Origin of the sequence: Leeuwenhoekiella nanhaiensis (assembly GCF_002744755.1) — a bacterium.
In the GTDB taxonomy this organism is placed as follows: Bacteria; Bacteroidota; Bacteroidia; order Flavobacteriales; family Flavobacteriaceae; genus Leeuwenhoekiella; species Leeuwenhoekiella nanhaiensis.
In genome coordinates, this window is record NZ_KZ319294.1 from 72,011 (window position 1) to 92,439 (window position 20,429).

Sequence of the window (20,429 nt, forward strand, 5' to 3'; positions counted from 1 at the left end):
CAGAATCTCACTTAGAGATAGGAAATGTCCGGATTTTTTAGTTCAATACCTGTAAGAGCTGAATTCTGGGAAATATTTAACTCGTACTGTTAAAGAACTATTTATTCATACACATAAAATTGATAATCAAAAAATTACAGTTGAAAAACCCCGAAAACTACCGCTGCTTGCTTAACAGAACTTAACAGCTCCCGGTTTTTTTTAGCAATTCTTAAAAATTCCTCTTGATCAAATAGCGCTACTTTAGTCTCAACTTTTAAAATTCAAAAAGATGAGAAAACTAATTTTATATACCGGAATAAGCCTTTCACTTGCATTTTTTACTGCCTGTGACCAAAACGAATCTAAAAAGGATTTGGCTGAAACTAAATCTGAAATCCCAGTTGAAAAACCCGAGCCACCTGCAGAAGAACTTATTCCGGAAGGTTATGAACTTTACAAAAGCCCAAAAATGGATGGTCAGTGGAATCTGAGTTTCCTGCACCCGGAGCGAGCTTCAGTCGAAGCAGCGGGCAATGGATTAACCATAAAATATTCGGGTGAAGACAATTCCTTCTATGGCGGACTTACCGACGGTTTTATTATGAATATGACCTGGATGAATACCGAAGAAGCGACCAGACATCTAAACACTAATAATGCCGAAGAAATGGGAAATTATACGGTTTATAGGTATAAAGCACCTAACAGTATTGGTTCTGCTCAGGTAGATCATATTTTAGTGCCCATTGAAGAATCGACTAAGGGCGAGGCTTCTTATGTTGACTTTGCTACCTCCGTTCGCGGTAAATCTCAAGCAGAGTATAACGCAATGATTGTAGCTATTTTGGAATCTATGCAGTGGGAATCTGTAGCTACGGAACAATAATCCTGATAGATAAAAAGTATAAAGGGCTTCGATGAAAGCCCTTTTTTATTTAGAATTTAGAGCAACATCATTTGCTTTTTTGCCTGCTCAAAATCGATGATCAATTCTTCGATTACCTCAGCTACAGGTTTGATATCGTGAATGAGTGCGCTTACCTGGCCTATTTCGAGTTCGCCTTCTTCCAGATCGCCTTCAAACATGCCTTTTTTTGCCCGGGCTCTGCCCAATAAATTGCTCAGTTCCTCTTTTGTAGGAGCTTTGGTATACAGGGCTTTGACATCCTCGTAAAATTTGTTTTTCAGCAAACGCACCGGTGCGAGTTCTTTAAGTGTGAGTTCGGTATCCCCTTCTTTCGCCTGAACCACAAGATCTTTAAATGCCTGATGCCCGCTGCCTTCTACGGTAGCTACAAACCGACTTCCCATTTGTACGCCGTCTGCCCCGAGAACCATAGCTGCCAGCATTCCTCGGCCTGTCGCGATACCTCCGGCTGCAATTAACGGAATAGCTAATTGCTCCCTCACCATAGGAATAAGCGTAAAGGTGGTGGTTTCTTCCCGGCCGTTATGTCCACCGGCTTCAAAGCCTTCGGCTACTACGGCATCTACCCCGGCTTCCTGAGCCTTCAAAGCAAACTTTACACTGCTTACCACGTGTACGACGGTAATTCCCTGTTCTTTGAGATGCGAGGTCCAGCTTTTAGGATTACCGGCACTGGTAAACACAATTTTGACTCCCTCTTCAATAATGATTTGCATCAATTGATCAATATCAGGATACAACAGCGGTACATTAACCCCAAAAGGCTTATCGGTCGCAGCCTGACATTTCTGAATGTGCTGGCGTAAAATATCAGGATACATAGAACCTGCGCCAATGAGTCCCAGACCTCCGGCATTACTCACTGCCGAGGCAAGTTCCCAGCCGCTGTTCCAGACCATTCCGCCCTGAATAATGGGATATTTAATATTGAAAAGTGAGGTGATCGTATTCAAAATTGGACTTTAAGAAATTACACCGGAACCCAGACATTCTGCACCATCATACCAGGCCACAAACTGTCCTTCACTAATAGCAGACTGCGGCTCTTCAAAAGAAACATACATTCCCTCTTCTACCTTATGAAGCATCGCTTTTTGCAAAGGCTGTCTGTAGCGTATTCGCGCTTCCACTTCGCGAACTTCGCCGGCTTGAAGTGCCAGGTCTTCGCGAATGTAATGCACCTCGTCTTCCTGAATAAACAACGCGCTGCGCAACAGACCGGGATGCTCCTTACCCTGACCGGTATAAATCACATTTTCTTCAACATCTGTATCCAATACAAAAAGGGGCTCGGGTGTTCCTCCCACTGCAAGGCCCTTGCGCTGACCTTTTGTAAAATAATGAGCACCCTGATGTTTCCCTACAACTTTGCCATCGCTCAGTTTGTATTTGGGTTTTTGAGCCAGAGTTGCAACGTCGCTCAATGCCACAGCGGCACCTGCTTCCGTCTCGGTATGTAAGGCTTCAATTTTCTCACGTGCAGTTTCGGCAGTGATTTCTACAATCACCCCTTCTTTCGGTTTTAATTTTTGCTGAAGAAAATCGGGCAGGCGCACTTTTCCTATAAAGCACAATCCCTGAGAATCTTTCTTTTCCGCAGTGACTAAATTCTGCTCTTTGGCGATTTTACGCACTTCACTTTTCTGAAGATGACCGATTGGGAACAAGGTTTTGGCAAGTTGCTCCTGCGAAAGCTGGCACAAAAAATAAGACTGATCTTTGTTAGCATCTGCCCCTGCAAGCAATTGATAAACCGGTTTGCCATCGACTTCAACTTCCCCTTTTTGGCAATAATGGCCGGTAGCGACATAATCTGCACCCAGATCGAGCGCGATTTTCATAAACACATCAAATTTGATTTCGCGATTACAGAGTACATCCGGATTTGGAGTGCGTCCTTTTTCGTATTCCCGAAACATATAATCTACAATGCGCTCTTTATACTGCTCACTCAGGTCAACCGTTTGAAAGGGAATTCCAAGCTTTTCAGCAACAAGCATGGCATCGTTGCTATCATCAAGCCAGGGACATTCATCAGAAATCGTCACCGAATCATCGTGCCAGTTTTTCATAAAAAGACCAATTACCCGGTATCCCGCCTCTTTCAGCAAATAGGCCGAAACACTACTGTCTACTCCTCCACTCAATCCTACAACCACTGTTTTCATAAGTCACTTTTAAATGTGAACAATTTTGTCGCTTTTAAAACGGCAAATTTACAAAACTATTCGCCGACTTTAATCCCGACACAATTCACTGACCTAAAAGGATTTAGTTATGTTAATTATAATTTTGTTTAACTTTTTTAACTTAATCTTAGACAAATTAAGAGTTGTCAGACCGTAGCTTTAACATATTAACAAATCAAATAAGCTATGAAACATTTAAAACAAACACTCCAAGCTCTCCTTTTTGTTGTGATTGCAGTGGGATTTACCTCCTGTAGTGATGACGACGATAATGGAAACATTATTGAACCTCAGCCGCAATCGATTGCAGAATTTGTTGCTGAAAATCCAAACTACTCTTCTCTGGCCGCCGCGCTAGAGCGCACTAACCTTACTGCTACCTTAGACGGACAGGGCAGTTTTACCGTTTTTGCTCCTGATAATGATGCATTTGATGCCTATCTTAACGGAACTGCTCTTGCAGACGTGCCGGTTGCTGATCTGACAAATCTTTTACTCAATCACGTTTTAGGTGCGGTGAAAACAAGTGCTGATTTGACATCTGGTTATGAAAGTACATTGGCAACTTATTCCGATACTGAAGCTAACATAAATATGTATGTAAACGTAAATGCCGGAGTCGTTACCGTAAACGGGGCATCTACTGTGGTCTCTGCTGACAATGTATTTTCAAACGGTGTGGTTCACGCTGTTGATGCAGTTATTGACATTCCTTCGGTAGCTACTTTTGCAACTGCAGATCCTACATTCGATTCTCTTGAAGCAGCGCTTACTGCTGATGACTCCTTTACCTATGCAGCCACACTGTCTGACATGGACGGAACATTTACTGTTTTTGCTCCAACGAATGCAGCATTCGCCGCGCTTTTGGAAGATTTAGGAGCGACCGGACTTGGTGATCTGGATGCAGCCACTGTTGCCGCAGCGCTCAATCTTCACGTAATCGTCGGGGCTAATGTACGCGCAGCGGGATTAGAGACCGGAACTGTGGAAACTCTAGGCGGGGACATTGAAATTGATGCCGAAAATGCTACCATAACCGATGCTAACGGAAGAGTGATTAACATTGTTGTGACTGATGTACAGGCCGGTAATGGCGTAGTACACGCAATTGATGCAGTCATCCTGCCCGAATTACCTGAAGTATATCAATCAATTGCAGGTTTTGTTGCCGGCAATGAAGACTACAGTCTATTATTGGCCGCTTTAGAATACGCTGAGCTTGATGCAACGCTTGCGGGTGAAGGAACGTTCACCGTATTTGCCCCTAACGATGCCGCTTTTACCACTTTTCTTGATGGTGCAGCTTTAACTGACTTCACTCAGGAGCAGGTAGCGCAAATTCTACTGAATCACGTTTTAGGTGAAGTTAAAATGGAAGACGACCTCAGTACAGGTTATGAAACTACTTTAGCAACTTTTGGTGATACCGATGCCAACATCAATATGTATCTAAATTTCGAAGGCAGTACTACTATGATTAATGGTGGATCTTCAGGAACAGGAGCAAATATCACCGGAACGGATTTTACCTTCAATAATGGTGTGGTACACACAGTTAATGCAGTAATTGAGCTGCCAACCGTTGTTACATTTGCCACCGCAGATCCTACCTTCTCCAGTCTTGTTGCAGCCTTAACCCGTGAACCTGCTTTTGACTACGTTACCACGCTTTCTACAGCTAATGGTACAAGTCCGGCTCCTTTCACCGTATTTGCTCCTACCAATGCTGCATTTACAAGTTTAGTAGCTGAATTAGAGGGTATAAATGCATTAGCAGATATTCCTACTGCAACTCTGGAAGCAGCACTCAATCTGCACGTAATCGCGGAAGCTAATGTACGTGCGGGAGATTTAATGACCGGTACAGTAACTACACTTGGCGGAGATGTTGACGTTGATGCGAGCGCAGCAACTATAACAGACGCTAATGGAAGAATAAGTAACATTATTGTAACTGACGTACAGGCCTCCAATGGTGTTATTCACGCTATTGACAAAGTAATTCTTCCGGAATTGTAAGAATTAAAATTCCCTAAAATGAAAAAGCCCTTCAGCACAAAACTGAAGGGCTTTTCTATTGAAGTTGGGACAAAAAAGATTATTTATTCTTTTGTTGCTTTTCAGCCTGCTCCATCATTTCAGAAAACTTCTTGCTGAAACGATTTTGCTTTTTCGGCTTGGCCTTAGCGGTCTCAATTTTGGCGTGAATGCGCTGCTCATCCAGGATAAAATTCTTGATCACAAGCATAATTCCGATCGTAATCAGGTTTGAAACGAAGTAGTACAAACTCAATCCACTCGCGTAGTTGTTGAAGAAAAACAACATCATAATCGGCGACAGGTACATCAGGAATTTCATATTTGGCATACCCGGCTGACTCGTTTGCTGCATCGTCTGCCCCGTAGTCATCGTCATATAAATAAAGATGGCGATAGAAGCCAGAATTGGGAACAAACTCACGTGGTCTCCGTAAAACGGAATGCTAAACGGCAAATCGGCAATCTTATCATAGCTCGAAAGGTCATCTGCCCACAGGAAGCTCTTCTGTCTTAATACAAATGCCGAAGGGAAAAAGGTAAATAAAGCATAGAAAACCGGGATCTGAAGCAATCCGGGAATACATCCGCTTAACGGACTTGCACCGGCCTTGCTGTACAGCTTCATGGTTTCCTGCTGCTTTTTCATAGGGTTGTCTGCGTACTTCTCGTTGATCTCATTGATCTCGGGACGCAGTACTTTCATCTTGGCCTGAGACAGGTATTGCTTATACTGTACGGGCGAAAGCAATAACTTGATCGAAACCGTCAATAAAATGATGGCGATTCCCGCAGGGAAATAGGCTACCAGAATATTAAAAAACGGGATAATCAGGTATTTGTTGATCCACCCAAAAATACCCCAGCCCAAAGGCATCGCCTCATCCAGACCGCGGTCGTAGTTATTCAACACCTGATAATCGGTAGGGCCAAAATAGAAATTCATCGCGTTATTGAGCTCGCCGTTAACCGGTTTAAGCTGCATACTCGCCGCATATTTCTTGGTAAAAACGGTATCTACTTCTTCATCTTCAACCAAATTCTGAGACTTAAAGGTAACTTCATCAAAAGGCTGATCGGTCATTAAAATCGAACTGAAGAAATGCTGACGGAAATTAAACCAGTCTACATCGGTCTCGATCGCATCATCGTCCCCAGATTGGCTCAGTTTATCGTGATCACCGCCTTCATATTCGTAGGTAAGACGGGTATAGCGATTTTCATAGGTAATACTCTTCGCGTGACGGTAACCTTTCAGTTCCCAATCGAGATTTAAAGGCTGCGAGGTATTCACTACATTTTGAAGGCCTACGGTTTTGATACCAAAGCCCATCATATAATCATCGGGTTTCAGGGTATACCGATATTCCAGATATTCAGAATCTGAAACTTTCAGCTTCATCGATAACACCTGGTTTTCACCTTCGGTGGTTAACTTGGGCTCAAAATATAAGTTTTCACTATTCAGAGTTCGGTTATCGGTAGTGCTGAAATTCAGGTTAAAACGGGTGTTTCCGTCTTTAATGAGGTAAACCGGTACCGAGTCGTAGCTCTTGTAATTTTTCAGCTTTGCTTCTGTAATAAAACCGCCTTTATTACTCACTTTTAAAGCTAAAACCTCATTTTCGATTTCGGTAACTGCATCTGTTGCAGAAGGCAGCGTAGCTGAATAGGCAAAACTTCCTAAAGTCGCCTTGTAACGCTCCTGCGCCAGCGAGTCGTTTTGCGGTGTAGCATCGGCAACTGTAGATTCGGTTGGTGTTAGTGCAGGATTGGTTTTAGCAGCTTCAACCTGCTCCTCTTTGGCTTTCTCAGCTTCCAGCTCTTCCGGAGAAGGCTGGTTTTGCCATAACATAAACAATAAAATAGCTCCTATAAGCAGGAAGCCTATCATCGATTGTTTGTCAAATTTCTTTTCTTCCATAAGTTATTGAGGCAATCACTGCCTTTTTTCAATTGTCATTATTCTAATTTCTTGCGGAAATTTTTCGCCCGCGAATATACGGTCTCTGTTGCTTTCAAGAATAAGCCCAGCAATTTGTTTTATGCCACATTGGCGGAATTTTATCTCAAACCCGCCACGCTTAAGCTATTCTTTTTCAAAATGATATCTGCTTTTGAGATTATCCATGTGCCTTTTTTGACTTGCTGAATTTTACAGCAGCCTGTACATAGGCTACAAATAAGGGATGTGGATTAGCAACAGTACTTTTATATTCGGGATGGTATTGCACGCCTACAAACCAGGGATGGTCTGCCAGCTCTACAATCTCTACCAGACCGGTCTTGGGGTTGGTTCCGGTAATGTTGAGCCCCGCTTCTTCCAGTTGTGCGCGGTATTTATCATTAAACTCATAACGATGGCGATGACGTTCTGAAATGAGTTCGGCATCATACACCTCGCTTACAATGCTTCCGGGCTTTAGTTTACAATCCCAACTTCCCAGACGCATCGTGCCACCCATATGCTTCAGGTCTTTTTGGCTTTCCATCAGGTCAATCACAGGATCTGGAGTATTGGCCTGCATTTCAATCGAGTTGGCTTCTTTGAGTCCGGCTACATTACGGGCAAATTCAATAACTGCCATTTGCATCCCCAGGCAAATCCCTAAAAATGGAATCTTATGCTCTCGGGCATACTGTACGGCTTTGATTTTACCTTCTATACCGCGCTCGCCAAATCCGGGAGCAACCAGTAAGCCGTCAAGTTTGGCAATTTTATTATCTATAATATCCTGCGAAATAAATTCCGAGTGAATAGGTTCTACCTTCACTTTGACCTCATTCTCTGCACCGGCGTGAATAAAAGCTTCCAAGATCGATTTATAGGAATCCTGAAGCTCCACGTATTTACCAATAAGACCTATAGTAACCTCAGCCTGCGGATTTTTATGTCTGCGTAAAAACTCATTCCAGCGGGTAAGCACCGGCTCACTGTCTGTAGGTAAGCTCAATTTTTGAAGTGTTATGGTGTCCAGACCTTCATCAAGCATCATATTAGGCACGTCGTAAATGGTAGACGCGTCAATAGACTGAATGACCGCTTCTTTACGCACGTTGCAAAACAAAGCCAGTTTCTCACGTAGGTCATCGCTCAGTTCGTGCTCTGTGCGGCAAACCAAAATATCAGCTTTAATACCGCTTTCCATCAGGGTTTTTACCGAGTGCTGCGTGGGTTTGGTTTTTAATTCGCCGGCCGCCGAAAGATACGGCACCAACGTAAGGTGGATTACCAGTGCATTCTCATCGCCCAATTCCCATTTTAGCTGACGTACCGATTCGATATAGGGTAAAGATTCAATATCCCCTACCGTACCGCCGATTTCGGTGATGATGATATCATAATCGCCGGTTTTACCCAGCTGCTTGATGCGTTCCTTGATTTCGTTTGTGATATGCGGCACCACCTGTACGGTTTTTCCTAAAAACTCGCCGCGGCGTTCCTTTTCGATCACACTTTGATAAATACGACCGGTAGTTACGTTGTTAGCCTGAGAGGTGTTTACATTTAAAAAGCGCTCGTAATGGCCCAAATCCAGATCGGTTTCTGCACCGTCATCGGTCACATAACATTCGCCGTGCTCGTATGGATTGAGCGTCCCGGGATCTACGTTGATGTATGGATCTAATTTTTGAATGGTCACGCGATAACCCCGTGCCTGTAATAATTTGGCCAGTGAAGCTGCGATTATACCTTTACCTAATGAAGAAGAAACCCCGCCCGTGACGAAGATGTACTTAGTGTCTGCCATCTGTATCGTGAAAATAAATTAAGCTCTTTTTAACATAAAGAGCGCGTCTACGGGATGCAAAGGTATGGATTTATTGGCGAACCCTTTTAGCCCTTTTTGGTATTATTTTTTGGGTTTTCTTTTCGGTTGGGGCGCAGGATATTGGCGCTTGATTTTATAGATCAATTCTTCAAGACCATTTACTTTAATCTCATACATCTGCTGCATCATCAGGCCGAGCTTGCCTTCGGGGAAGCCTTTCTGCTTAAACCAGGTGAAATAATATTCGGGCAGGTCTACCAGATACCGGTCTTTATATTTGCCAAAAGGCATTTTGTAATGCGCCAGTTCGATGAGTTTTTCGGGATCCAAATCAGACGATTTTTATGTTGAAGGCCGAAAGCAAACCGGGGAGGCCTTCTTTGCCAAAAATAGCTCCGGTAATTTTATTGAGCTGCGGGTTAATCGTGTAGTTTTCTGCGGAAGAAAAATCGGTTCGCTCCAGTCGGGTATGATCAAAAGTAGCTCCGGAAAGGTCACAACCGGCAAGGGAAATGCCCGAAAGATCGGTTTCCGTAAAATCAGCCTCGAGCAATTTACAGGTATTGAAGCCAGAATTGGTCAAATCTACCTGATAAAAGCTGCTGAAATTAAGCGTACAGCGTGTACAGGTAATCTGAAACAAAATGGGTGCACAGGTCTCAAATGCAAGTCCCAGCATTTTACATTCTAGAAACTCACATTCCTGAATCGCTGTTTTCAGGAGTTTCGCTCCGCTCAGATCACAGTTTTCAAATGTACAATTGGTAAAACTCAAACCCGAAAGATTGGTTTTGGCAAACACACAGTTTCTAAAGATGCATTCTTCAAAATCAGCTTCCAGTGGTTTTTCGGCGAAATTACGCCCTTCAAAAATTTGGTCTGTGATCAGTTCATTCATCGTTTAGGAATTTTCAGCCTGTTTCAATCGGATCAGCTTTCGGCTTAAATAATCAAACCGAATATACAACAAGACTGCCGAAGCACTAAGCCCCGCCAGCAAGCCGTACCAAATGCCCTGACTCCCCGCCTGATCTTCCTGCCCAAAATACCACGCCACCGGAAAACCAACCAGCCAGTAGGCCAAAAAACAGATTCCCGTTGGGATATTTACATCCTGCAACCCGCGCAAAGCACCCAGAATCACCACCTGTAAGCCATCACTCAATTGAAACAATGCAGCCACAATCAGCAATTGCGCGGCAAGCACAATTACCTCCACATTATCCAGATAGAAAGTAGGCAGAATGTCTTTCAGCAAAATAAAGCCCAGCGCAAACACGGCTTCAATGAGAAACACCTGCAGAAACAGCGAAAATGCGATGCGTCGCATATTCTTAAAATCGGCTTTACCTTTTTGATTTCCCACACGAATGGTCGCCGTAACGCCAAGCCCCACGGCAATCATAAAGGTCATCGCCGCGAGATTGAGGGCTATTTGATTGGCCGCCTGAGCATTTGTTCCCAAAAGCCCCGAAAGAAAAATACAGGAGGTAAAGAGTGAGACTTCAAAAAGCATCTGCATTGCGGTAGGAAAACCCAGGTCAAAAAGACGCTTAAAAATGGGCCATTGAAAAGCCTTTCTGCGCGTCCACACAAAATAGGGTTTGAATTTATCTTTCCTTTTTAAAATGTAATACAGCATCCACAGCATAAAAAAGCGGGAGATGAGGGTACCCCAGGCTGCACCTACCAGTTCGAGTCTTGGGAAAATCCAAAATCCGTAAATCAGAATAAAGTTGAACAGGACATTCACCACATTAGACACCAATGTAGCGTACATCGCGTAACGGGTGTTTGAGAGTCCGTCTGCAAATTGCTTAAACGCCTGAAAGGTCATCAACGGGATGAGCGAAAACGCCACAATATCCATATAGGGCAGGGCCAGCTCTACCACCTCTACCGGTTGATTGAGCATATACATGATGGGTTTGGCGAGGAGCAATAACAAAAATAATAAGACACCATTTAGGGTACACATTACGATGCCATGGTGAAAGTAATTGCGACCCATAGCGGTATCCCCGGCACCGTCTGCTTCAGCAACCAATGGAGTAATCGCAAACGAAAAACCAATGCCCAGCGACAGCGCAATAAAAATAAGACTGTTGCCCAGCGACACCGCGGCCAACTGCGCGGCGCCCAGCCTGCCAACCATCAGATTATCAGCCAAAGCAACCAGAATATGGCCCAATTGTCCCAGCATCACGGGATAGGCGATCTTTAAATTTTGACGGAATTCCTGCGTGTAATTACTTAACAAAACTGCCATTTTTTAGGAAGTGCAAAAATACTTTTTAAGTTTAAGATAGCAGACGATGACAGACGCCAAGTTTGTTAATTTACAACGGCCTTAACAGCCGAAAAACAGCATTTCCCTTACCTTTACAGGGTCTATGAATACAAGCGACTTTTCCAACAAAATCATTCCGGAAGCTATTAAAAACGAAGCGCAAACCGCGCTTTCCTACTATCCGCAGTTGCGGAAAACTCCGATACGCTTTCAGTTTAAAAAGGACATTAAAAAGTCGACCATGCAGGCGCAGCCGGTATTCAAGTCCCTGCTAAAACCCCGTAAGCGACGCGAATACGTGATTTTCATCAGTAAAAAAGTGAAAATTGAAGACGAGTCGTTTAAAATCACAAATATCCCTTCAGATGTTTTGATTGGGTGGATAGGCCACGAACTGGGGCATGTGATGGATTACCGGGATCGCAGTAGCCTGGGGCTCATTTGGTTTGGAATCAAATATTTGTATTTCCCGAAGTTTATACGAGAAGCGGAACGTGCGGCTGACACCTTTGCCGTGGCACACGGAATGGGCGAATACATTTTAAAAACCAAAGACTTTATACTGAATCACGCACACATTTCAGAACCCTACAAAGCCCGTATTAAACGCCTGTATCTTTCACCTGAGGAAATCATGAGGCTGATTAATGAGGGGTGATGGCAAGGGTAATTGTTATTGGTTATTGGTTAAAAGGTCTTATTTTTTGTTTCTTGTTTCTTGTTTCTTGTTTCTTGTTTCTAAGAAACAAATTCAAGAACTCTGATTTCCAAATTCCGAGATTTCAAATCCATTAGCCGCAAACAGAAAACCGTAAACCCTAAACCACTATTTAGAGATACCTCTCACTTCTCACATTTTACCTTTCACCGTTTACCAAAACCCCTAACTCCCCGCGTACTCCTTTACAAAAGCTTCCCACTCAGCGAATTTCTCTTCGTTCATCACTTTTTCCATTTTCACCTGACCGCCTTTTTTCTTGTTGGCACCACTCCATTCATAGAAAATTTCAGGTTTCACGGTGTTTACGATGACGCCTTTTAAGGCTTTGCTTCGGGCTACGCCGTAGTTTTTGTTGGCTTCCTGAAGGCTTTTATCTAAGGCATCGGCCAATTCTTCGTTTGAGGCTGAAGTTTCGGTACCTAAGTACCAATAGTGGTAAAACTCATCGTCTTCGGGATTTCGCTTTGCCGCAATCGTAAACTCAGGAATTTTAATATCAAATTGTTCCTCCAGCTCCTGTACAGCAGCTTCCATTTTATTTACCGAAAGTTGTGAACCCACGGTATTGAGGAAGAATTTGGTTCGCCCGGTAATCTTGATTTCGGCACGGGCTTTATCGGTAAACGCGATGGTGTCCCCTATCAAATATCTCCAGGCACCCGAAACGGTAGAAATGATTAAAATGTAATCTTTGTCCTCCTCAACATCGGCCAGTCCAATCACGGGCGCATCCTGCACGATGGAGCCGTCTTCGTTGATGTAATCAGGGTTCATCGGCACGAACTCAAAATAGATTCCGTTATCGGTCACCAGTTTCATCGCGTCAGTTTCAGGTCTTGCCTGAAAAGCGATAAAGCCTTCCGAAGCGAGATAGGTATCAATAACCGTGATGGGTTTACCCAGTAGCGCATTAAAACTCTTTTCGTAAGGTTGAAATGCAACACCACCCGAAGTATACACCTGCAGGTTCGGCCAGATCTCGTGAATATTTTTCAAATTGTGATGCTCAATCACTTTCTCGAGCATCAGCTCAATCCAGCTGGGAATACCGCTCAGCGCACCGATATCCCATTCTTCAGCTTTCTCGGCAATATGCTGCACACGCTCGTCCCAATCTTCGATTTTAGCAATGTCTTCACCGGGCTTGTAGTAGCCTCTAAACCAAAACGGAATATTACTGGCGCTAATACCGCTGATCTCCCCTTCTTCGTGACCGTCTCGTTTCTGAAGATCGGTCGAACTTCCCAACATCATGATTTCTTTCTCAAAAAAATCGGCTTCCAGATCAAAATGGGCAAGTGCACCTACCTGCTTAATACCGGCGGTACGAATGGCATCAATCATTTCATCGGTTACCGGAATACGCTTGCTGCTTTTACCGGTCGTTCCGCTACTCAACGCAAAATAATGCGGCAACCCAGGCCAGGTCACGTCTTCTTCCCCTTCGTGCATTTTAGACCACCACTCCTCATTGATGCTGTTGTAATCAAAAAACGGAACTTCCTCAGCAAAAGTCTTGCCCGGATTCTCGGATTCTAGGATGGCTTCAAAGCCGTAGTACTTACCAAACTGCGTGTTTTTGGCTTTTTTAAGCAGTTTTTCTAAAACTTCCTGCTGCTCTTCAATTGGGTTTGATTCCGGTATAACCTTGTCAGAAATATCAATAATTCCTTTTATGAGTGCGCCTAAGATTGCCATAAATACTACATTTTGGTTGTATTCAAAATTAAACGACCCCGTGAGAACGAGGTCGTTAGTTATAAGAAGTTTAACAAGAGTAATCTATTGGCATTATATTACTTGGGCGTGCCCCTTCGGGTCGGGCTATTCGCTGCAATCTGCCTTTGTCGTCAGGTAAACCTTCCGCAAAGTCAGGATTTCCGCTACTATCCCTCACGCGGTGTCGCGTTTCAGGCTACAAAAGAACTACATCAATCGCTTTAGTATCCAAAAACTTTTCAAAGCGGGATGCAAAAAAGAGATTTGATTTCTTTACACGAAGCGAATAGGGATGAATAAATTCCAATATATAATTCCCGGATTTCAAAACCTCAACAGTTCCAATACGTTTGGCTCTTTTATTCAAAACATAAGACTGAACAGGCCATTTAGCTTTTCTGGAATTCAAGACGCCTGCGCCCTCTATTTCCTTAAGTTTTATTTCAAATTCATTTAGCTCGACACCCCAACCTCCTAAACAAAGGATTTTGTACTTACCTGCTTCCAGATAAATTTGCCTGTCTTTACTCAAGATATTTACGGGCCCAATCAATGAATAAATGATTAAAATGTGTTCTTAAGAATTGCCTGTTTAGCTGTTGTCCTTTTTATTTTGAATTTAAAATTTTGAACATTGAATTGAAAGCCTAAATAAAAATAAATTTTACCCTCTCCTGCGCTCCAGTAAAATCATCATCATTAAGCCCAGCATAATGCGCTCGCTGTCACCTTCGTCCATTGGGCCTTCTTTGGTGACCTGAAATTTGCGTCCAAAAAAGGAAGGCTGCTTTTTGAGTCGGGCGATTTTAGCTCCGTTTTTATCGGTTACTTTATACGCCGGATTAAAGAAATACCCGGTAAGCATTCCCGCAACCGGCACTTCGCCAAACAGCGAATCGGCTACTTTTACCCATCCGTTTTCTTCTTCAATAGTATATTCCGGAGTACCATTATCATCTACAATCTGGTATTTGGCTTTCCAGATAGAGCGCCAGCCCTTACGCACGATCTTGCCAAACTCGTTTTCGTTTGCATCGTAAAACGCATAAGCAGCCGAAAAATCGAGCCAGCGGTCTGCCTTAATGGTGTAATTGAGTTGATTTTGAGAGGTATCGGCATAAATTTTTATTTCCTCTTTCAGCTTAAACATCTTCTGACGGATGTAACCCACGGTATGCCCAAAGGCATCTGTAGCGGTAAAGTCATTAGAAAATGTGCTGATGCGAAACACAAAATCAATCGGAAATTGGAGGTTTTTCATAGAAAGGTTAGGAATAGTTTTTAGTCTTTTAGTTCTGCTTCATTAGTTATTGGCGCAGGTTTTACGCCGTAGGTATCCATCAGATACACGAGGCTGGTCATTGTCGCCGCACCCAATTCGAGTTCGCGTTTGTTAACCGCATCAAAGGTATCGTTACTGGCGTGGTGATGGTCAAAATAGCGTTGCGAATCGGGACGCAAACCAGCAAGAACGGTTCCGTTGCCTTTTAACGGACCAATATCTGCACCGCTTCCACCCAATTCAAAATAGTGAATCAAATAGGGTTTAAACAACGGGATCCAGCTTTGGATTTGCTCAAAATTGGCTGCATCAGCATCAAATGAAAATCCGCGTGGTGTAAAACCTCCTGCGTCACTTTCCAATGCGAAAACGTGACGTTCGCCTTTTTCTGTGGCGACCTCAGCGTATTTATTACCCCCGCGTAAACCGTTTTCTTCGTTCATAAACAGTACCACGCGAATGCTGTGTTTGGGTTTGTAATTAGCCGCTTTCATCAGGCGTAAGACTTCCATACTTTGAACGACCCCGGCACCATCATCGTGGCTGCCGTCTCCCAGATCCCAGCTGTCCAGATGCCCGCCTACAACCATAATTTCGTCGGGTTTTTCGCTTCCGGTAATCTCACCTATCACGTTAAACGAAGGCACATCTTCATAATTCTGGCAATTCATTTTTAAGTAGAACCGGGTGTCTTTATCCTTTTTCAGCATTTTACTCAACAGAGCAGCGCCGTTGGTACTGATTGCCGCTGCGGGAATACGCTGCTCATTAGGCAGATCACCGTATGACATTGCGCCGGTGTGCGGCAGATCGTCCATTCTCAAATTCATCGAACGCACGATCACACCTACCGCGCCGTATTTGGCAGCTTCACGAGCCCCCGAATACCGCTGATCGACACAACCTCCATAGGCAGAAAACGTTTGAATCAAATCGGCCTGCATAGGGCGGTTGTAAAAAACGATTTTACCTTTAATCTGATCTTCCCCATACTTGGCGAGATCGTCGAGCCCCTGAACTTCAATGACGGGAGCCGTGATGCCGTCTGCAGCAGTTGCAATCGAACCGCCTAATGCACAAACCGGCACATCGATGTTTCCGTCAGGGCCGTCTATCCAGGCTTTTTCGGGAGCGCCGCGTTCCCATTTGGGCACCATAACCGGCTGTAGCCAGACTTTATCAAGACCAATAGCCTCGAGCTCGGCCTTAGCCCATTGTACGGCTTTTTCTGCACCAGCGCTACCACTCAGGCGCGCACCAATGTCGTTAGACAGGGCATCGAGCCATTGATAACTTTGCCCGTTTAATAGCGAAAGATCATAAAAATTGCGAAGTTGGAGGGAATCTTTTGTCGTTTGCGCCTGTACCTGCGTCAGACCACAAAACACTACAAGGAATAAAGCTAGTTTTTTCAAAATTCTGTTTTTTTAACTGTGGAATTCTAAAAGTACTATTCTCTGCGCGTAAACGGGTGAACGAATTCAAAATTTAATGTTCAAAATTTAAATATCGCCTCCAGCGTTTATCCCGCTATAGTGCTAGTTGGAAGTTGGCAGTCGCAGTATGCAGTCTTTATAAATACAGAATTGCCTACTGCCGGCTGCTACTGCCAACTCATTTAGTATTTCTACTTTAAACCTACTCCTCCCCTTCCAGTTCCTTTCGATACTGATCGATGTTGGCTTTGGTTTTTTCGTCGAGTTCGGGCTCTTTAATATCTGTATATTCTGAAAGTTTTTCGAGAAGAATTTTAGCTAAAATGAGACGGGCGGTAGGCTTGTCGTCTGCCGGAATGATGTACCAGGGCGCATGAAATTTGGAGGTATTGTTAATCGCCTCTTCGTAGCAACGCTGGTAATCGTCCCAAAGTTTGCGCTCTTTCAAATCACCGGGAGAGAATTTCCAGTTTTTATTGGGTTTGTCGAGACGGCGCAGCAGGCGGTTTTTCTGTTCTTCTTTGGAAAGATTCAGGAAAAACTTGAAGATGATGGTTCCGTTTTCGGCAATGTGTTGCTCAAAATTATTGATTTGTCGAAACCGCTCTTCCCAAAATGCCGCATCAATATCAGCGATGCTGTCGATCCCCGGAATGTTTTCGCCCAAAATATACTCGGGATGTACACGGGTCACCAAAACATTCTCGTAGTGGGTACGATTGAAAATACCGAATTTTCCACGTGCCGGTAGCGCCACATAATGCCGCCACAGGTAATCGTGACCCAACTCAAGCGGTGTGGGCACCTTAAAACTGTGAACCACCAGGCCGCGCGGATTGAGGTTTTTAAACACTTCGCGAATGAGACTATCTTTCCCGGCCGTATCCATCCCCTGAATGCAAATGAGCACGGCATATTTACCGTGAGCATACATCGCATTTTGAATTTCGGCAATGGCTTTACTCACCTCATCGAGTTCGTCTTCAAGCTTGCTTTTTTTGCCGAAATCTTCGTGGGTTTTATAATCTGTGAGTTTAATGGACCGGGTTACCTGATAATCTGCTGCTTTCATAATCGATTAATTTATTTACTCGCAAAAAGTTTTACGTCTTCTTCGGAAACTTCTGTTCCACCTAAAATAATAAGGCGTTCTACCACATTGCGCAACTCGCGAATATTCCCCGTCCAGTCATATTCCTGAAGCTTTTTGATCGCATTAGGCGTGAAATTTTTAACGGCTGTACCCTGCTCCTGAGCCACTTTGTTGGAGAAATGGTCTACCAGCAAGGGGATGTCATCGCGACGCTCATTAAGAGCCGGCACCGGAATAAGAATTACCGCCAGACGGTGGTATAAATCTTCGCGAAATTTACCTTCTTCAATCTCTTTTTTCAGGTTTTTATTGGTTGCAGCCAGTACGCGCACATCAACCTTAATGTCTTTATCGCTACCCACGCGTGAAACCTTATTTTCCTGCAGGGCGCGCAATACTTTCGCCTGCGCCGAAAGACTCATATCCCCTATCTCATCCAGGAAAATGGTGCCACCGTTTGCGGCTTCAAACTTCCCGGCGCGGTCTTTATTAGCCGAAGTAAAAGCACCTTTTACGTGACCAAACAATTCACTTTCGATTAATTCCGAAGGGATCGCAGCACAGTTCACCTCAACCATGGGTCCGTTTGCGCGCTCGCTTTTTTCGTGCAACCAGTGAGCAACCAGTTCTTTACCGGTCCCGTTTGAGCCGGTGATGAGCACGCGGGCTTCGGTAGGAGCCACTTTTTCAATTATTTCCTTGATTTTGACAATGGCCTCACTCTCACCAATCATCTCGTATTGCTTGCTTACCTTCTTCTTGAGTCGGGTATTTTCTACCACCAGACTCTTTCGGTCTAAAGCATTGCGCACGGTATTCAGCAGGCGGTTAAGATCGGGCGGCTTGGAGATGTAATCAAAAGCTCCCAGACGCATGGTGTTTACCGCGGTATCGAGATCGCCGTGACCCGAAATCATAACCACCGGAATTTCGGGTTTGATCTTACGGGTTGCTTCCAGCACTTCGACGCCGTCCATTTTAGGCATTTTGATATCACAAAGCACCAGATCGTAATCGTTATCCTTGATTTTTTCCATGCCCTCGAGACCATCTTCGGCTTCTTCAACCTGATAGTTTTTATTTTCTTCAGATAGAATTTTATTGAGAACCCGGCGGATTGCGGCTTCATCTTCAATGATTAAAATCTTTGACATGTCTAAAATTTAAATTTGACGCCCGACCTAAAATAAAAAGTATTGGCGCTGTTAATGGTGTAAATATCTTCACGCGTATTATCCCGAAGCCTGAAATCATTGCTGATCGAATAGCTTCCGTAAGCGTAATATAGCAAATGCTTTGTAAAATAATGCTCGTAACCGAGACCTCCTAACACCACGGTCATGGAGATGTTTTCGGCGGTACGCCCGTTAATCACCATATTGTTTTGAATGTTGGCAAAAAAGTTATCAAGCGTTAAAAAGGCTTGCAATGCATCTTTGTGGTCGTCGTTTAAATAATGACGCATGTTAGTTTTCGGAACACCCAAAGTATACGTCCAGTTGGGGTGAAACTCCCGGTAGTAATTAACAATGGGAAGTGGGAAATTACGCCCCGGTGTACTGGAGTAATCCAGACCAAAAATCCAACGATAAGGCTTGCCCACTTCGGCATCTTTCATATCGTTAATAGCATAAACTGAAGCCGTATAAATCCAGTCGTCAGCTACCAGACTCCCTTCGAGATTCGAATTGATACGGGTACCGGCTTTAACGCCCACGCGCCAGTTTTCATTCAGTTTCCAGGTGTAGCCCAGATACCCCTCAATGCGATGTAAGGTTCCCACTTCCTGCAAATTGAAACCTGAAGGCACGGGATCGTTAATATCGATACTGGTGTTGCGGTACTCAAAGCCGGCAACCAGAATTTTGTTCAAATCTTTATCTAGCGGAATGGGCACCTGTAGCAAAGCCCTAAATCGACCTACATTGTTATCAGATTGTCTAAACGGGATGTGCATATATTCCACACGGGCAATATCTGTGGTTTGCGCGTGGTTGGTATAGCTTATTCCGAAAAGACATAATAACAAGAGGTATTTATTCATCTGATTTAGGTTGTATTGGGGTTGTGGGATAAAAATGCACATCGCGTTGTGGGAACGGAATGGTAACCTTATTAGCCCTGAATTGTTCATCAATGCGAAAGCGCAATTCACTCTTGATACGCGGATCAGAAAAACTGTCGTTGATGAAAAAGTAAATCCCGAAGTTCAAGGAAGAATCTGCAAAGTCTTCAAAAAGCACAAAAGGCTTAGGGCTTTTGAGAATGCCATTTTGCTTGGCTGCACATTCTAAAAGTATTTTACGTACCAAAGCTGTGTCGCTGCCATAAGCCACTCCCACTTTTACAGCTTCGCGGGTGGTGCGGTGGTTTTGGGTGTAATTATATACGATATCACTGATGAAATGATGGTTGGGAACAATGATCACTTTATCATCGCGGGTAAGGGCACGAGTGGTGCGCAGCTTGATCTCAAAAATGCGGCCTACTTTGCCGTCTATCTCTACCACATCGCCCACGGCAAGGGACTTATCTACCATTATAAATATTCCGCCAATGATGTCTGTAAATAAATCCTGTAAGGCAAGACCCAGACCTACAAACAACGCGGCTGATGCAGTAAGTAAAACGGTTATATCTACTCCCGAAGCACTTAATGTGAAAAGCACGACTGCGATATAAACAATGTATCTTATGAACTTGAAAATGCTCTTGAATTTGAGTTCATTTTCGGTATCCATCTTTCGGGTGATGAGACTGCGAATGAGTCTTAAGACCACAGTAGCTACGATAAAGGCAATAATCACCAGTAAAAGGTGACCTATGGTCAGATTGATTGGGTTTTGTTCGGTACCCAAATGAAAACCAAAATTCAGGAAGTCTTTAATGGTTTCCCAAATATCTTCCTGAATGACGTCTTTTACTTTCTCAGCACCTTCCTTAACCGTTTCCTTTACATTTTCCTGAATCATAGCT

At 43.9% G+C, this 20,429-nt stretch carries 18 protein-coding genes; 3 read left to right on the forward strand and 15 right to left on the reverse strand.

All coding sequences use genetic code 11. From position 1 onward, the window contains the following. Positions 1 to 271 precede the first annotated feature (271 nt). Entirely contained in the window at positions 272 to 868 is a 597-nt protein-coding gene (locus CJ305_RS13985; protein ID WP_099646904.1) for a hypothetical protein, read from the forward strand. A 56-nt stretch (positions 869 to 924) separates the two neighbouring features. Here CJ305_RS13985 and CJ305_RS13990 read toward each other — a convergent pair whose 3' ends face one another. After that, on the reverse strand, positions 925 to 1,863 hold the full coding sequence (locus tag CJ305_RS13990) for an NAD(P)H-dependent flavin oxidoreductase (protein WP_099646905.1): 939 nt from the start codon (positions 1,861 to 1,863) through the stop codon (positions 925 to 927). 9 nt (positions 1,864 to 1,872) lie between these two features. Then, positions 1,873 to 3,078 carry a tRNA 2-thiouridine(34) synthase MnmA gene (gene mnmA / locus CJ305_RS13995; protein ID WP_099646906.1) on the reverse strand — a complete coding sequence of 402 codons (1,206 nt, stop codon included), beginning with the start codon at positions 3,076 to 3,078 and terminating at the stop codon, positions 1,873 to 1,875. Positions 3,079 to 3,285: 207 nt separating this feature from the next. Here mnmA and CJ305_RS14000 point away from each other — a divergent pair, with 207 nt between their 5' ends. Next, positions 3,286 to 5,121: a fasciclin domain-containing protein gene (locus CJ305_RS14000; protein ID WP_099646907.1), complete on the forward strand. Its 1,836-nt coding sequence runs from the start codon at positions 3,286 to 3,288 to the stop codon at positions 5,119 to 5,121. A gap of 79 nt (positions 5,122 to 5,200) precedes the next feature. Here the strand turns inward: CJ305_RS14000 and yidC are convergent, their stop codons facing one another. The 5 genes from yidC to CJ305_RS14025 form a co-directional block, all read right to left on the reverse strand. Then, positions 5,201 to 7,063: a membrane protein insertase YidC gene (gene yidC / locus CJ305_RS14005; protein ID WP_099646908.1), complete on the reverse strand. Its 1,863-nt coding sequence runs from the start codon at positions 7,061 to 7,063 to the stop codon at positions 5,201 to 5,203. Positions 7,064 to 7,262: 199 nt separating this feature from the next. Next, positions 7,263 to 8,891, reverse strand: a complete 1,629-nt coding sequence (locus tag CJ305_RS14010) for a CTP synthase (RefSeq protein ID WP_099646909.1) — start codon at positions 8,889 to 8,891, stop codon at positions 7,263 to 7,265. Between the two features lie 102 nt (positions 8,892 to 8,993). Then, positions 8,994 to 9,242 (reverse strand): DUF3820 family protein, encoded by a 249-nt coding sequence (locus tag CJ305_RS14015; protein ID WP_189319455.1) that lies wholly within the window; start codon positions 9,240 to 9,242, stop codon positions 8,994 to 8,996. 1 nt (position 9,243) lies between these two features. Beyond that, the gene (locus CJ305_RS14020; protein WP_099646910.1) at positions 9,244 to 9,810 is read right to left on the reverse strand and encodes a pentapeptide repeat-containing protein; all 567 of its coding nucleotides are present in this window, start codon (positions 9,808 to 9,810) and stop codon (positions 9,244 to 9,246) included. Positions 9,811 to 9,813: 3 nt separating this feature from the next. Next, positions 9,814 to 11,181, reverse strand: coding sequence for an MATE family efflux transporter (locus tag CJ305_RS14025; RefSeq protein WP_099646911.1), 1,368 nt, complete (start codon positions 11,179 to 11,181; stop codon positions 9,814 to 9,816). A 124-nt stretch (positions 11,182 to 11,305) separates the two neighbouring features. Between CJ305_RS14025 and CJ305_RS14030 the strand changes: the two genes are divergently transcribed. Next, positions 11,306 to 11,860: a hypothetical protein gene (locus CJ305_RS14030; protein ID WP_099646912.1), complete on the forward strand. Its 555-nt coding sequence runs from the start codon at positions 11,306 to 11,308 to the stop codon at positions 11,858 to 11,860. 225 nt (positions 11,861 to 12,085) lie between these two features. On the opposite strand, the gene CJ305_RS14035 is transcribed toward CJ305_RS14030, so the two are convergent. From CJ305_RS14035 to CJ305_RS14070, 8 genes are all read right to left on the reverse strand, one after another. Next, positions 12,086 to 13,621: a GH3 family acyl-acid amido synthetase gene (locus tag CJ305_RS14035; protein WP_099646913.1), complete on the reverse strand. Its 1,536-nt coding sequence runs from the start codon at positions 13,619 to 13,621 to the stop codon at positions 12,086 to 12,088. Positions 13,622 to 13,838: 217 nt separating this feature from the next. Continuing rightward, positions 13,839 to 14,174 (reverse strand): hypothetical protein, encoded by a 336-nt coding sequence (locus CJ305_RS14040; protein WP_143469390.1) that lies wholly within the window; start codon positions 14,172 to 14,174, stop codon positions 13,839 to 13,841. Between the two features lie 132 nt (positions 14,175 to 14,306). Beyond that, positions 14,307 to 14,903, reverse strand: coding sequence for an LURP-one-related family protein (locus CJ305_RS14045; RefSeq protein ID WP_099646915.1), 597 nt, complete (start codon positions 14,901 to 14,903; stop codon positions 14,307 to 14,309). A 20-nt stretch (positions 14,904 to 14,923) separates the two neighbouring features. Further along, a complete protein-coding gene (locus CJ305_RS14050) occupies positions 14,924 to 16,339 on the reverse strand; it encodes a M20/M25/M40 family metallo-hydrolase (protein WP_099646916.1) in 1,416 nt (471 codons plus the stop codon). A gap of 223 nt (positions 16,340 to 16,562) precedes the next feature. After that, the gene (locus CJ305_RS14055) at positions 16,563 to 17,432 is read right to left on the reverse strand and encodes a PPK2 family polyphosphate kinase (RefSeq protein ID WP_099646917.1); all 870 of its coding nucleotides are present in this window, start codon (positions 17,430 to 17,432) and stop codon (positions 16,563 to 16,565) included. 11 nt (positions 17,433 to 17,443) lie between these two features. Further along, entirely contained in the window at positions 17,444 to 18,607 is a 1,164-nt protein-coding gene (locus tag CJ305_RS14060) for a sigma-54-dependent transcriptional regulator (RefSeq protein WP_099646918.1), read from the reverse strand. 2 nt (positions 18,608 to 18,609) lie between these two features. After that, on the reverse strand, positions 18,610 to 19,497 hold the full coding sequence (locus CJ305_RS14065; protein ID WP_099646919.1) for a hypothetical protein: 888 nt from the start codon (positions 19,495 to 19,497) through the stop codon (positions 18,610 to 18,612). Continuing rightward, positions 19,490 to 20,425 carry a mechanosensitive ion channel family protein gene (locus CJ305_RS14070; protein WP_099646920.1) on the reverse strand — a complete coding sequence of 312 codons (936 nt, stop codon included), beginning with the start codon at positions 20,423 to 20,425 and terminating at the stop codon, positions 19,490 to 19,492. Before CJ305_RS14070 ends, CJ305_RS14065 begins: the two co-directional genes overlap by 8 nt. Positions 20,426 to 20,429: the final 4 nt, after the last annotated feature.